At 68.9% G+C, this 13,314-nt stretch carries 14 protein-coding genes; 2 read left to right on the top strand and 12 right to left on the bottom strand.

Translation table 11 applies throughout. From position 1 onward, the window contains the following. Positions 1-37: 37 nt before the first annotated feature. Positions 38-733 (bottom strand): DUF2993 domain-containing protein, encoded by a 696-nt coding sequence (locus tag ACGFNU_RS46170; RefSeq protein WP_392603061.1) that lies wholly within the window; start codon positions 731-733, stop codon positions 38-40. 124 nt (positions 734-857) lie between these two features. After that, positions 858-1,118, bottom strand: a complete 261-nt coding sequence (locus ACGFNU_RS46165) for a MoaD/ThiS family protein (protein WP_392603060.1) — start codon at positions 1,116-1,118, stop codon at positions 858-860. Between the two features lie 224 nt (positions 1,119-1,342). Between ACGFNU_RS46165 and ACGFNU_RS46160 the strand changes: the two genes are divergently transcribed. Next, a complete protein-coding gene (locus tag ACGFNU_RS46160) occupies positions 1,343-2,053 on the top strand; it encodes a winged-helix domain-containing protein (protein ID WP_392603059.1) in 711 nt (236 codons plus the stop codon). A gap of 2 nt (positions 2,054-2,055) precedes the next feature. Here the strand turns inward: ACGFNU_RS46160 and ACGFNU_RS46155 are convergent, their stop codons facing one another. From ACGFNU_RS46155 to mshD, 7 genes are all read right to left on the bottom strand, one after another. Further along, the gene (locus ACGFNU_RS46155; protein WP_392603058.1) at positions 2,056-2,727 is read right to left on the bottom strand and encodes a Crp/Fnr family transcriptional regulator; all 672 of its coding nucleotides are present in this window, start codon (positions 2,725-2,727) and stop codon (positions 2,056-2,058) included. Between the two features lie 113 nt (positions 2,728-2,840). Beyond that, complete coding sequence (locus ACGFNU_RS46150) at positions 2,841-3,356, bottom strand: hypothetical protein (protein WP_392603056.1); 516 nt, start codon at positions 3,354-3,356, stop codon at positions 2,841-2,843. 355 nt (positions 3,357-3,711) lie between these two features. Beyond that, positions 3,712-4,488, bottom strand: a complete 777-nt coding sequence (pstB, locus tag ACGFNU_RS46145) for a phosphate ABC transporter ATP-binding protein PstB (RefSeq protein WP_392603055.1) — start codon at positions 4,486-4,488, stop codon at positions 3,712-3,714. A 42-nt stretch (positions 4,489-4,530) separates the two neighbouring features. Then, positions 4,531-5,427 carry a phosphate ABC transporter permease PstA gene (pstA, locus tag ACGFNU_RS46140; protein WP_392603054.1) on the bottom strand — a complete coding sequence of 299 codons (897 nt, stop codon included), beginning with the start codon at positions 5,425-5,427 and terminating at the stop codon, positions 4,531-4,533. Continuing rightward, on the bottom strand, positions 5,424-6,341 hold the full coding sequence (gene pstC, locus ACGFNU_RS46135; RefSeq protein ID WP_392603308.1) for a phosphate ABC transporter permease subunit PstC: 918 nt from the start codon (positions 6,339-6,341) through the stop codon (positions 5,424-5,426). The genes pstA and pstC overlap by 4 nt, the downstream gene beginning before the upstream one ends. A 161-nt stretch (positions 6,342-6,502) precedes the next feature. Continuing rightward, positions 6,503-7,615, bottom strand: coding sequence for a phosphate ABC transporter substrate-binding protein PstS (gene pstS / locus ACGFNU_RS46130; protein ID WP_392603053.1), 1,113 nt, complete (start codon positions 7,613-7,615; stop codon positions 6,503-6,505). Positions 7,616-7,933: 318 nt separating this feature from the next. Beyond that, positions 7,934-8,830, bottom strand: a complete 897-nt coding sequence (gene mshD, locus ACGFNU_RS46125; protein ID WP_392603052.1) for a mycothiol synthase — start codon at positions 8,828-8,830, stop codon at positions 7,934-7,936. 117 nt (positions 8,831-8,947) lie between these two features. Between mshD and ACGFNU_RS46120 the strand changes: the two genes are divergently transcribed. Continuing rightward, a complete protein-coding gene (locus ACGFNU_RS46120; protein WP_392603051.1) occupies positions 8,948-10,624 on the top strand; it encodes a bifunctional metallophosphatase/5'-nucleotidase in 1,677 nt (558 codons plus the stop codon). A gap of 210 nt (positions 10,625-10,834) precedes the next feature. Here the strand turns inward: ACGFNU_RS46120 and ACGFNU_RS46115 are convergent, their stop codons facing one another. The 3 genes from ACGFNU_RS46115 to ACGFNU_RS46105 form a co-directional block, all read right to left on the bottom strand. Next, positions 10,835-11,860 (bottom strand): anion permease, encoded by a 1,026-nt coding sequence (locus ACGFNU_RS46115; protein ID WP_392603307.1) that lies wholly within the window; start codon positions 11,858-11,860, stop codon positions 10,835-10,837. A 131-nt stretch (positions 11,861-11,991) separates the two neighbouring features. Further along, complete coding sequence (locus ACGFNU_RS46110; RefSeq protein ID WP_392603050.1) at positions 11,992-12,609, bottom strand: DUF47 domain-containing protein; 618 nt, start codon at positions 12,607-12,609, stop codon at positions 11,992-11,994. 346 nt (positions 12,610-12,955) lie between these two features. Beyond that, positions 12,956-13,153, bottom strand: a complete 198-nt coding sequence (locus tag ACGFNU_RS46105; RefSeq protein WP_392603049.1) for a hypothetical protein — start codon at positions 13,151-13,153, stop codon at positions 12,956-12,958. Between the last annotated feature and the right edge of the window lie 161 nt (positions 13,154-13,314).

Raw genomic sequence — 13,314 nt, 5'->3', positions numbered from 1 at the left:
GTTCACACGACCCCGGCTTTTCAGCGAAGGATACAGATCAGGCGTTCGGGAGGTCGTTCAGCCGGACGTCGCTGGCGGTCGCGGCGACTCGCAGGCCGTCGGGAGTGGGCTGGATGTCGCTGATCCGCGAGCCGACCGGGAGATTGGCCACCGGGACCGTCCAGCTGACGAGCTGGCCCACGGCGGGCAGCTGCGGCAGGCCGGCGAGGCCGCCGGAGATCGGCGTGACCACGATGCCCTTGGCGCTCGGCTTGACCGAGACGACCGCGCTGCCCTTCAGCGGGTAGCCCGCGATGACGCCGTTCAGGTCCACCTGGAGATAGTCGCCCTTGGGAGCGATGTCCTTGACCTCCTTGGGCGCCCGCGCCTTGATCACGCTGTACGGGATCACCGCGGACGCGGTCGCCGTCCGCGCGGTGACGTTGCCGGCGTTGCCCGACGTGACCTCCGACAGGGGCGCCTGCACCCCGCGCATCTCGATCGTGACGTCGCCGACGGTGACGCCGCGGTCGGTCCACTGGCCGAGCTTCACGTCGATCTGGTCGTACTCACCGCCGATCGCCTGGGTGAGGAACGGAAATCCGTGGATCTTCACCTCGGGCCGCTGCTGCAGGTTGTACTGCGCCGCCACCTGCTTGCCGATCTCGTCCTGCGCGACCCGCACCCCGACGCGGTCGGCAGCGATCACTCCCCCGATCAGCAGGATGAGCAGTACCAGCAGTACTTTCCGCATATCTCTCCTCTAGGCGCGGCGATCGCCACACGATAGTGGGCGCGGAACCGCCACCGAGTCGCCTCAGGGATTGAGATCTCGAAACGGGGTCATCGGTTCGCGGGACTACCCGCCGACTGTGATGTCAACCACCCGCGAACGGCGGCAGGACCTCCACGACGCCGCCCTCGGGCAGCGTGATCGACTCGTGTGCGCGGGTCCCGACCGGGTCGCCGTCGACGAGGAAGGAGCTGCGCTCGACCACGCGCCGGAAATCGCCGTCCCGCCCGTCCAGCGCGGCCGCACCGGCGATGGCCTGGGCCAGCGTGTCGGCCTCGTACGGCTCTTCGGCGACCCCTGCCGCGGCCTTCGCGGCGGCCCAGTATCTGATCGTTCCCTTCGCCATGACCCCAGGATCTCATCCCGGCGATCCCGGCAACCTGCCGTCAACGTCCCATTGCCCGGATCGTCCGCTCGGATATGCTCAAGGTGAGGGATCCGGGCGACGAGGCCATGGAGTTCATCTGAAAGCCCCTTCATGGTCACCTCTCCTCGAGTCGGCGACCCATGGTGGGGCTGGAGGACGAACCGCCCGGGTCCTCGACGTCTTTGAGGGCGAGGAGGCGGCACTTGAGCAGCTTGCTCCTGCTGACCAACGCGTTGGAACCTTCCGACGAAGTCCTGCCCGCGCTGGGGCTTCTCCTGCATTCGGTGCGCGTCGCGCCCGCCGAGGCGGCCGCGCTGATCGACGCGCCCCCCGCGGACGTGGTCCTGGTCGACGCCCGCCGCGACCTCGTCCAGGCCAAGAGCCTGTGCCGGCTGCTGCGGACCACCGGGCTCGACTGTCCGCTGCTGGCGATCGTCACCGAAGGCGGTCTGGCCGCCCTCAGCCCCGAATGGGGGCTGGACGACGTCCTGCTCCAGTCGGCCGGACCGGCCGAGGTCGAGGCGCGGCTCCGGCTCTCGGTCGGCCGGGTGTCGGTCGCCGAGGCCGACGAGGTGCCCGGCGAGATCCGCAGCGGCGAGCTGACCATCGACGAGGCCACCTACACCGCCCGCCTGCGCGGACGCGTGCTCGACCTCACGTTCAAGGAGTTCGAGCTCCTCAAGTACCTCGCCCAGCACCCGGGCCGCGTCTTCACCCGCGCCCAGCTGCTCCAGGAGGTCTGGGGCTACGACTACTTCGGCGGTACCCGCACCGTCGACGTGCACGTCCGCCGTCTGCGCGCCAAGCTCGGCGCCGAATACGAGTCCCTCATCGGAACGGTCCGAAACGTGGGCTACCGCTTCGTCCCGGACCACCGCCCAGGCGAAACCGAAGAAGTGGCGGTCTCCAAGTAATCTCACGACCCATCGCGGTCGTGGGCGTGGGTGTCCATCGACTTGTGGAGCTCCTCGAGGTTGACCTTGATCTCGTGGCCCACCCGCTGGATGACGCCCCGGCCCTGCAGCCAGCTCAGCGCGCGGCCCGCCGCGCCGCGTGACGTGCCCGCCCAGTTGGCGAACTCCTCGCTGGTGACGCCCGGGTTGACGGCCACCTCGGCCTCGTGGCCGTGGTTCTCGCGGTGCGCGATCTGGTGCAGCAGCTCGATGACACGGTCGCGCGCGCTCCGCGCCCCGCGGATCTCGTTGGCCGCCCGCAGCCGCCCGCCCATGACCCGCAGCAGCGCCGCGGAGATCTCGGGCGACCCCGACGCCAGCCTGCCGAACTGCTCGCCCGGCAGCTCCAGCACCTTGATCATGCCCTTGGCCACCGCGCTGGCCAGCCTCGGCCGGTGATCGACCGCCTCCAGCTCGCCGACGATGTCGCCCGGCCCCAGCACGTCCAGCACGGTCTCCTTGCCGCGGTCGGTGACCATGCAGATCTTGACCCGGCCCTCCATGATCACGTACACCCGTTCCGGCGCGTCGCCCTGCAGCATGAGCGAGTGCGTGTCGGGCACGATCCGGTAGCGCCCGAGGTCGCTCAGGGCGCCCTGCGCCGTGGCGTCCAGGAGCTGCCAGAAGTTGACCACGCCGTCCTCCGTCCCGCCCGAGCGCCGGGGCCTGGCGCGGGCCGCACCTCCCAGTGCAGGCGCGGCCCCGCGTCCGGTCAATGCCGTGTGACGCGAAACACGGCGCGGAACCATCAACCGGCCCCGGCCAGCGAGTTGAGCACCGTCCACACCACCAGCGCCCCCGCGCAGCCGAACGCCCATCTCAGCGCCGCCTGGGCGTGGTAGTGCCGGTCATGCGCCTCGGCGATCAGCAGCTGGACATGTTCGTACAGCGAACGCCCCGGCGGCGCCTTCGCCGAGACCCGCAGATAGGGCCGCCACCCCGACCGCGCCGGAGCATCGGTCGCCCGCCGGATCACGCTCAGCGGATGCAGGACGTCCCCGTGCGTGAGAACCAGCAACGCCGCGCACCGCAGCGAACCCACCGCCAGCGCCACCAGGACGACCAGCCGCGCCCCCGCGAGCGGCCGGTCGAGATCATCAACGGCCCCGGACTGCAGCAACAGCCCCACGACCACGAGCGCCAGCGCGCCACCCGCCAGCAGCACGTCCTGCCCGGACCTGCGCAGCAACAACGTGAACTCGGCGAGCAACTCCAGCGCCTGCCCACCCGACGGCTCGCCCGGCCGCGATTTCACAGGATCCACGAGAACCCTCCTCCCCTGAGGTAAGACCCCAGGAGACCCCGCGCCCCCACCCCGCCGATAGCCACTTTGCACCCGCCCCATTGCGCATTAGCGCACCGTCACGCGCCCCATCAGAGCACCCGCGCAGGAGCACGAACGCGTCCTCTCGCTGCACCATCCGGCACAGAACGGTGGCGCAAATGACGCGGGAGCCCGCGACAACAAGCCCGGCCACGCACGCGAACGCGCTAACGGGTCGTGAAGCAAGCCGAAGGCGAGGCTTCACGAGAGATCGCGAAGCGATGTCGCGTTCGCCGCTTTTGCGGTTCGGGTCCGAGCCGCCAGGCGAGGGCCCGAGGCCGCAGAAGCCATGAATTCAGCCGAAGCGGCCGGTGATGTAGTCCTCGGTGGCCTTCTCCTGCGGGTTGGTGAAGATCGTGCTGGTCTCGTCGATCTCGATGAGCTTGCCGGGCTTGCCGGTGCCGGCGATGTTGAAGAACGCCGTGCGGTCGCTGACGCGGGCCGCCTGCTGCATGTTGTGGGTCACGATGACGATCGTGTAGAGGCTCTTCAGCTTGGCGATGAGGTCCTCGATCGCGAGCGTGGAGATCGGGTCGAGGGCCGAGCAGGGCTCGTCCATCAGGAGCACCTGCGGCTTGACCGCGATCGCGCGGGCGATGCACAGGCGCTGCTGCTGACCGCCCGAGAGGCCCGCTCCGGGCTTGCCGAGGCGGTCCTTGACCTCGTTCCACAGGTTGGCGCCCTGGAGCGACTCCTCGACGATCTCGTCGAGCCGGCCCTTGCGGCGGACGCCGTTGAGCTTGAGCCCGGCCGCCACGTTGTCGTAGATCGACATGGTGGGGAACGGGTTCGGCCGCTGGAACACCATGCCCACGACGCGGCGCACCGCGACCGGGTCGACGTCCTTGCCGTACAGGTCCTCGTCGTCGAGCATGACCTTGCCCTGGACGCGGGCGCCGGGGATCACCTCGTGCATGCGGTTGAGGGTGCGCAGGAACGTGGACTTGCCGCAGCCGGAGGGCCCGATGAACGCCGTCACCGAGCGCGGCTCGACCGTCATCGAGATGTCCTCGATGGCGTGGACCCCGCCGTAGTAGGCATGGAGTCCGGAGACTTCGATGCGCTTGGCCATGTGGGTGATGCTCCTATCGGGTCGTGCGGTGGGGTCGTCGGGTCAGCGGCCGAACCGGGTCCGGCGCGCGATGAAGCGGGCCACCAGGTTGAGCAGCATGATGATCACGATCAGGGTGAGCGCACCGGCCCAGGCGCGGTCGATGGCGTTCTGGTTGGGGTCGCCGGCCTGGTCCCAGATGAACGTCGGCAGCGAGCCCTGCGCCCCCTCGAAGGGGTTGGTGTTGATCGCCTTGGTCACGAAGATCGTCAACAGCAGCGGGGCGGTCTCACCCATCACGCGGGCGACGGCCAGCATGACGCCGGTGATGATCCCGGTGGCCGCGGTCGGCAGGATGACGAACAGGATCGTCCGCCAGCGGGGCACACCGAGCGCGTAGGAGGCTTCCCGCAGGTCGTTGGGGACCAGCTTGAGCATCTCCTCGGCGGCCCGCACCACCGTGGGGATCATGAGGATCGCCAGGGCGAGCGAGCCGGCGAGGCCGGAGAAGTCGAACCCGAACGTCAGCAGCCACAGGGCCAGGATGAACAGGCCCGCGACGATCGACGGGATGCCCGTCATGACGTCGATGAAGAAGCTGATGACCTTGGCGAGCTTGCGGTCCGCTCCGTATTCGACCAGGTAGATGGCCGTGAGGATCGCGATCGGGACCGCGATCGCCGTGGTGATGGCCACCTGCTCCAGGGTTCCGATGATGGCGTGGTACGCGCCCCCGCCGGCCATTCTGCCGGAGACGCCGTTCATCGACTTCTGGAAGAACACGGCGTCGAAGCGCTCCATGCCATGGCCGATGACCGTCCACAGCACCGAGATCAGCGGGATGAGCGCCAGGGCGAAGGCGAGGTAGACCAGGCCCTGCACCGCCCGGTCCTTGATCTTGCGGCCGGCGGAGATCGAGCCGATCGAGCTCTGCCTGGCGGGGGTGGAAACCGAGCTCACACGAACTCCTTACGGCGCGCGACGACCGCCCGCGCGGCCATGTTGACGAGCAGGGTGATCACGAACAGCACCAGGCCCGAGGCGATCAGCGCGCCCCGGCCGGTCTCGGTGGCCTCGTTGAAACCGCGCACGATGTTCGCGGCGAAGCTGTTGCCGCCGTCCTCGAGGATGTGGATGTTGATCCCCGGGAACGAGGTCAGCACCATGGCGACCGCGATGGTCTCCCCCATCGCCCGGCCGAGGCCGAGCATCGAGGCGCCGATCATGCCGGACCGCCCGTACGGCAGCACCGACATGCGGATCATCTCCCAGCGCGTCGCCCCGAGCGCCAGCGAGGCCTCCACGTGCGCCTGGGGCACCTGCAGGAACACCTCGCGGGAGATCGAGGAGATGATGGGCAGGATCATGATCGCCAGCACCACCGAGGCGGTGAAGATCGAGTTCTTGCCGGGGCTGTCGCCGCCGAACAGCGGAATCCAGCCGAGCACGGTGTTGAGGAACTCGCTGACGTCCGTCATGTGCGGGGCGAGGATCGCCACCCCCCACAGGCCGTAGACGATGCTCGGCACGGCCGCCAGCAGGTCGACGATGTAGCCCAGCCCCGAGGACAGCCGCCGCGGCGAGTAGAACGCGATGAACAGCGCGATGCCGATCGCGACCGGGGTCGCCAAGAGCAGCGCCAGGAACGAGGAGACCAGCGTGCCGAAGGCGAGCTGGGCGATGCCGAACTTCGGCTGCGTCGCGTTCGGGTCCCACGCCTCGGACGTGAAGAAGTTGGCCTCGTTCTTCTGCAGCGCCGGGATCGCCTTCCACACGAGGAAGGCCGCGATCGCCGCCATGATGGCGAGCACGAGGATCCCCGACCCCCGGGCCGCGGACACGAAGATCTTGTCACCGGCCCGGCCGGTGCTCATGGGGCGGCCGGTCGCGCGGTGTTTGGCGCCGACGGTCGCTTCGACGCCGGTGTCGGTGCTCACGGGGGTTCCTCCTGGATGGGACGAGGATGAGCCGGAACCAGGGGCGGCCCCGCCACCGTCGTGCTCGGTGGCGGGGCTGCTGGGACGCTGGTCCGAGGTCAGGACAGTGCCTTGACCGACGTCTGGACCTTGGTCAGCACGCTCTGCGGCAGCGGGGCGTAGCCCAGCTTGGACAGGATCTGCTGGCCGTCCGCGCTGGAGGTGTAGGTCAGGAAGGACTTCACGAACGCGCTCTGCTCGGCAGGGAGGCCCTTCTCGCACGCGATCTCGTACGTCACCAGGACGATCGGGTAGGCGCCGGCCTCCTTGGTGGTGTAGTCGATGCTGAGCGCGACGTCGTTGCCGGTGCCCTCGACCTTCGCGCCCGCGATCGCCTTGGAGGCGCTGTCGGCGCTCAGCTCGGCGTACTCACCGGCGCCGTTCTTGACCTTGGCGGTCTGCAGCTTGTTGTTGGTGGCGTAGGACATCTCCACGTAGGAGATCGCGCCGGCGGTGCTCTTGACCTGGTTGGAGACACCGTCGGACTTGGGGGCGCCCTGGCCGGCCTTGGCGATGGCGTCCGGCCACTTCTTGGCGTGCTCCCACGTCCACACCTTCGGCGCGGTCTTGCCGAGGTACTTGGTGAAGTTGTCGGTGGTGCCCGACTCGTCGGCCCGGTAGACGACCTTGATCGGAGTCGACGGCAGCTTGGCGCCGGAGTTCTCCTTGGCGATCGCGGGATCGTTCCAGGTCTTGACCTTGCCCGAGAAGATCTGGGCGAGCAGCTCCGGCGACACCTGGAGCCCGTCCACGCCCTGGACGTTGTAGACGACGCCGACCGGGCCGACGACCATCGGCAGGTTCAGCGGCGTGCCGCCCTGGCAGCGCGTCTTGGCCGGGCCGACCTCTTCGGGCTTGAGCGGCGAGTCCGAGCCGGCGAACGCCACCTGGCCGTCGCTGAAGGACTTGATGCCCGCGCCCGAACCGCTCGGGTTGTAGTTCAGGTTCGCGCCCGCGCACTTCGCGGAGTAGGCGTTGGTCCACTCCTCGATCGCGTTCTTCTGCGCGCTGGAACCGGCCGCGTTGACCGTGCCCTTGCTGCAGTCGATATTGCCGGTGGGGGCCGCGGCGCCACTTCCACCCGTGTTGTCGTCGCTCCCGCATGCGGAGAGGGCGAGAGCGCCCGCGACGACCACTCCGCCCAGGGCGGCCAGCCGAGATCCGTTCTTCACCGGAGGGTCTCCTCGATAGTCGTTGGGCGGTGCCCAGACCAGGTTCATGTCGTTCCCCCGACCGGGTCTCTGGAGTTGTTTGTCCAGGTAAGGGGGGCACCGTCGAGAGCGACGTTAGGCAGGAGAGGTGACCAGTCACCCTGAACCAGGTGAACGGTAAATGAACTGGGACGGGCAGGGTCAAAAAGAATGCCCCGCCTCAGCGTGGCCGTGCGGTTAACAGCCCAGGTCACACGCCAGAAAACGCCTGGCATACAGGGCATTTCGGGCGCTCAGCGGGCACGTGGCGAGCGCTCGGCGGGCGCTCCGGAGGGCAGGTCAGGCGGCGGTCTGGAACATCACGTCCACGGAGTAGCGGGTGAAGCTCAGCGACTCGTACAGCCGGACGGCCGCGCCGTTCGACTCGTCCACGTACAGCAGGACGGCCGGGACTCCCCGTTCGCGCAGGTGCTGCAGGCCCTTCAGCGTGAGTGTGCGTCCCAGGCCGAGGCCTTGCGCGTCGGGATCGACGCCGACGACGTAGACCTCGCCGAGGCCGTCGGGGTGGGTCTTGGTCCAGTGGAAGCCCATCAGCTTTCCGTCGCGTTCACTTTCGGCGAGGAAGAAGCCCTCCGGGTCGAACCACGGCTCGCGTTCGCGCAGCCGCACGTCGTCGAGCGTCCAGGCGCCCTGCTCGGGGTGGTGGGCGAAGGCGCGGCGGTTCACCTGGAGCCACGCCTCCTCGTCCTCGCCGACCTTGAACGTGCGGAGCCGCACCCCATCGGCGATGTCGAGCTTGGGGAACGGGTCGTCCATCGAGCGGCGCATCTGGAAGAGGGCACGCACCCGGTCGAGGCCCTCCGAGCCGGCCAGCGCCGTGGCGGCCGGGAGATCGCCGTGCGCCCACACGCGCAACGGCCCGTCCGCCTCCTGGCGGAGCCCGCGCAGGAGGGCCAGCCCATGCCCGCGCCGACGGACTTCTGGAGCCACGACGAATTCGCCTGCGGCGGTCTCGTCGTCCGTGGCCGGGTCGAGGTGGGCATAGCCGACCAGTCCGCCTGCTTCGTCCAGTTGCAGGAGACCACGCGCGTCGCCGCCCCCGCCGCCGCGCAGCCAGAGCAGGGAACGCTCTGACAGCGGCCCGACACCGTCGTGCTCGGCGGCCGAGTCGACGAGACGGACGATCTTCTCGATCTCGTCTTCCGGCAGCGTCGTGCGCACCCGCAGCTCAGACATGATCACAGCCTAGGCGGTGGCCGGGCGCGGGCGGCGACCGCACTACTGGTCAAACCGTCATAGAAACGTCATTCAGGCGTCCAGATCAGCAACTCGGGCAAAGCTTAGAGTGCCAGGATGAAACGTCCACACATCCCCCTGGCCTGCGCCGCGGTGGGACTGGCCCTGGTCGGCCTGGCCGCGCAACCGGCCGCCGCCAAGCCGGGCAAGCCCGCGCCCACCGCGTCCGTGCGGCTGCTGTCGCTCAACGACTTCCACGGCAACCTGGAGCCGCCGACGGGCAGCTCGGGCACCGCGGTCGACGAGAGCGGCGCCACGGTTCCCGCGGGCGGCGCGGCCTACGTCGCCTCGCACCTCAAGCGGCTGAAGGACAAGAACACCCTGACCGTCGCGCAGGGCGACCTCATCGGCGGTTCCCCGCTGATCTCCGCCGCCTACCACGACGAGCCCTCGGTGGAGTTCCTCGGGAAGGTGGGCGTCACCGCCTCGGCGGTCGGCAACCACGAGTTCGACGAGGGTTACCGGGAGCTGCAGCGCATCCAGTGGGGCGGCTGCCACCCCACGGACGGCTGCTCCCCGGCGGGCAGGTGGCGCGGCGCCAAGTTCGACTACCTCGCCGCGAACGTCATCAAGGAGAAGAAGAACAAGCCCGTCCTCAAGCCGTGGACGATCCGCAGGATCAACGGCGTGCGGGTGGGCTTCATCGGGGTCGTCACCAAGACCACCCCGACCATCGTCACCGCCGGCGGCATCAAGGGCCTGCGGTTCGACGACGAGGTGACCGCCGCCAACCGGGCCGCTCGCGAGCTCAAGCGCCGCGGCGTGCGGGCCATGGTGCTGCTCGTCCACGAAGGCGACCAGGTCCCGGCGGGCCAGCGTCCGGACGCCTGCGACGTGGTGCCGGGCGCCGGCACGCGGATCGCGCGCGACGCCGACCCCGAGATCGACATGGTCCTGGCCGGGCACACCCACCAGCAGTACGTCTGCTCGGTGACCGACCCGAAGGGCCAGCCGCGCTTCTACTCGTCGGGCTCGTCGTTCGGCCGGGTCATCACCCAGGTCGACTTCCAGGTGAACAAGCGCACCGGCGACATCGTGCGCTCGTCCGTCAAGGGCGACAACCACGTCGTCACCCGGGACGTGGCCGACCCGGCGACCGAGACGTTCGTCGCGACCTGGAAGGAACGGGTCGCCGCGATCGCGAACAAGCCGATCGGCAAGATCACCGCGAGCCTGGACCGGACCCCCTCGCCGGGCGGCGAGACCACGGTCGGCGACGTCATCGCCGACGCCCAGCTGGCCTCGATGAAGGACAAGGGCGCCCAGGTCGCGCTCATGAACCCCGGCGGCATCCGGACCGACCTGGTCTTCAAGGGCGACGGCACGGTGACCTACGGCGACGCCTTCGCCGTGCAGCCGTTCAGCAACATCATGGGCATGGTGTCGCTGACCGGCAAGCAGCTCGACCACCTGCTGGAGCAGCAGTGGGAGGGCCAGGCGAGGGAACGGATCCTGCAGCCCTCGGCCACCCTCCACTTCACCGTCGACCGCTCCAAGCCCGTCGGCGACCGCGTCTCCGCGATCACGATCGACGGCACGCCGGTGAACGACACCACCACCTACAAGGTCGCGGCGAACAACTTCCTGATCGGCGGCGGAGACGGCTTCACCGTCTTCACCGAGGACAAGAGCCCCGTCCTCGGCGGCCCCATCGACCTGGACACGTTCACCGCCTACCTCGGCGCCAACTCCCCCCTCGCCCCGCCCAAACTGGACCGCATCTCCGGCCAGTGAGTCGGAATGAGATGGGGCCGCTCCCCACCAAGGAGCGGCCCTGTCCTTCCCATCCAACATGCTCGGCCGTCACGCGAACGCGCTACCTGAGCCGGAGCGAGCCGCCAGGCGAAGCTTCGCGCGAAGATCGCGAAGCGATGTCGCGTTCGCCGCTTTTGCGGTTCGGGTCCGAGCCGCCAGGCGAGGACCCGAGGCCGCGAAAGCAATAAATTAGGCACCGAACAGATGGACCATCCAGTAGACGACGGCGGCCACGAGGGCGGCCGCCGGCATGGTGAGGATCCAGGCGACGACGATGTTGCCGGCGACGCCCCAGCGGACGGCCGACAGCCGCTTGGTCGCCCCGACGCCCATGATCGCCGAGGTGATCGTGTGGGTGGTGGAGATTGGAGCGTGCCAGATGTAGGCGGCCGCGTAGAGCACCATGGAGGCCGTCGCTTCGGCGGCGAAGCCCCGCGGCGGATCGAGTTCGATCACCCGGCGGCCGAGCGTGCGCATGATGCGCCAGCCGCCCGCGTAGGTGCCCAGGGACAGCGCCCCCGCACAGGCGATGATCACCCACAGCGGGACCGAGCCGCCGTCGGAGTGGCCGGTGGTGACGAGGGCGAGGACGATGATGCCCATCGTCTTCTGGGCGTCCTGCAGGCCGTGGCCCAGCGCCATCGCGGCGGCCGAGAGCGACTGCGCGATGCGGAACCGGCGGCCGACCCGGGCGGGCTGCGCCCTGCGGAAGATCCACAGCAGCGCCACCATCAGGAAGTAGGCCAGGAAGAAGCCGACCACCGGCGAGATCACCATCGGGATGGCGACCTTGTCGACGACCTTGCTCCAGCTGACCGAGGAGGCGGACGCCAGCCCGGCGCCCACGATGCCGCCGATCAGGGCGTGCGACGACGACGAGGGGAGGCCGAAGTACCAGGTGACGAGGTTCCACGTGATCGCCCCGAGCACCCCGGCGGCGACCACGGTGAGCCCGTGCAGGCCGCTGGGCGGCGTGATGACCTCGCTGACGGTCTTGGCGACCTCGACGCCGAGCAGGGCGCCGACGAGGTTCATCACGGCGGCCATCAGCAGCGCCGCGCGGGGTGTGAGCGCCCGCGTCGAGACCGACGTGGCGATCGCGTTGGCGGCGTCGTGGAAGCCGTTGGTGTAGTCGAAGATCAACGCGACGACCACGACCAGCACCAGCACCGCCGCCTGCGCGTCGGACCGGAGCCCGACCGCGCCCAGCAGCATGACCAGCAGCACTCCGCCGAGCAGCGCCCACCAGAACTTGCTCGGCCCGCGCCGCGCCTGTTCGGCGAGCGACGGGTCCGCGCCGGGCACGGACTCCTTGGTGAGGGTCGTGCCCGCGTCGGAGGGCTGGCTCATGATTCCTTGACCGCGATCGTCTCGACCGTGTTGGCCACGTGCTCGAAGGCGTCGGCCGCGTCTTCCAGGCGGTCGATCACCTCCTTGAGCTTGAGCACGGTCAGCGTGTCGTACTCACCGCTGAACAGCCTGGCCAGCAGCTTGCGATAGATCTGGTCGCCCTGGTTCTCGAGCCGGTTGATCTCGATCCAGTACTCGTTGAGCTCCTTCATGGAGCGCAGCCGCGGCATGGCCTCGGCGGTCAGCTCGGCCGCCCGCTCCAGCACCTCCACCATGTTGACGATGCCCTTGGGGAACTCGTCGATCTTGTAGAGGACGACGAGGTCGGCGGCCTCCTCCATCTCGTCCATGACGTCGTCGATCGTGGAGGCGAGCCGATAGATGTCCTCACGGTCGAAGGGCGTGATGAAAGTTTCGTTCAACCGGCGCATGATCGCGTGAGTGCACTCGTCGCCCGCGTGTTCGCAGGCGCGCAGCTTCTCCGCGATCGCTTCCCGGTCGGCGCCGTCGCTGATGAGCTCCACGAGCAGCCTGGCACCAGTGACCAGGTTGTTCGCCGAGTCGGCGAACATGTCGTAAAAGCTGTCCTCACGCGGCGTGAGACGCAAGCGCACGTCGTACTCCTGAAGTGCCGGAACAGTCCGCAGAGGATCGTAGGCGTAACCAGCCGTAAAAAGAACCTTTGCCCCAGCTTCGGCTGGTGTCAGCCATCCTCTCACCTACAAGGTTGCCCTAGATCACGAGGTGCACACCCACGACACACATCCCTATCTGCGCGGACGTACCGGGCGCTCCGGGCGGGCGGCACCGGCTGCCGGAAGGCGCGATGAACAGGAGTGAGATTCGTTACAGCAGGGGCCGAAACGGCGGAAGTCGCAGCAGTGAAGGTCGCAACGACGGAGGTCGAACGAGGCAGGATCGCGCCGGGGCGCCCTCGGGCATCCCCGGCGCGTGGCGGGACTACTGGTCCTGTGACGTCAGCTCGCGACGACCGGCTTCGTCGGATCGCAGGCCGAGCACCATGTCGATCTCAGCCAGCGTCAGCGGCTTGTCGGCCGCCGCCACCGCGCTGAGCATCTCGGCATAGAGTTCGATCTCGTCCAGCGCAACACGGTCATGGACGCGCAGATCTAGATACTGCTGGCGCACCGCGTCCACCTCCGTTCGTTCCCCACACCCACTGTCGAGGCTACGCGCCGGTCGACCGCGGGCACATGACCCAAGAGGGCCATTCGAGGGCCACTCCCCGGCGGCCCGGTCCGGCCACGCTCGACGCGCGCCTCTCTCGACCTTTCCCACGTACGCGCAGTTCATGCGGC

The organism is Spirillospora sp. NPDC048911 (assembly GCF_043198015.1).
Taxonomy (GTDB): Bacteria; Actinomycetota; Actinomycetes; order Streptosporangiales; family Streptosporangiaceae; genus Spirillospora.
This window is presented reverse-complemented; position numbering and strand designations above follow the sequence as displayed.

Excerpts from the sequence above, each read along its gene's own strand:
- ACGFNU_RS46170 (WP_392603061.1), bottom strand. The coding sequence starts at position 733 with ATGCGGAAAGTACTGCTGGTACTGCTCATCCTGCTGATCGGGGGAGTG.
- ACGFNU_RS46165 (WP_392603060.1), bottom strand. The coding sequence starts at position 1,118 with ATGGCGAAGGGAACGATCAGATACTGGGCCGCCGCGAAGGCCGCGGCA.
- pstB (WP_392603055.1), bottom strand. The coding sequence starts at position 4,488 with ATGGCCAAGCGCATCGAAGTCTCCGGACTCCATGCCTACTACGGCGGG.
- pstC (WP_392603308.1), bottom strand. The coding sequence starts at position 6,341 with ATGAGCACCGGCCGGGCCGGTGACAAGATCTTCGTGTCCGCGGCCCGG.
- mshD (WP_392603052.1), bottom strand. The coding sequence starts at position 8,830 with ATGTCTGAGCTGCGGGTGCGCACGACGCTGCCGGAAGACGAGATCGAG.
- ACGFNU_RS46120 (WP_392603051.1), top strand. The coding sequence starts at position 8,948 with ATGAAACGTCCACACATCCCCCTGGCCTGCGCCGCGGTGGGACTGGCC.
- ACGFNU_RS46115 (WP_392603307.1), bottom strand. The coding sequence starts at position 11,860 with ATGCTGCTGGGCGCGGTCGGGCTCCGGTCCGACGCGCAGGCGGCGGTG.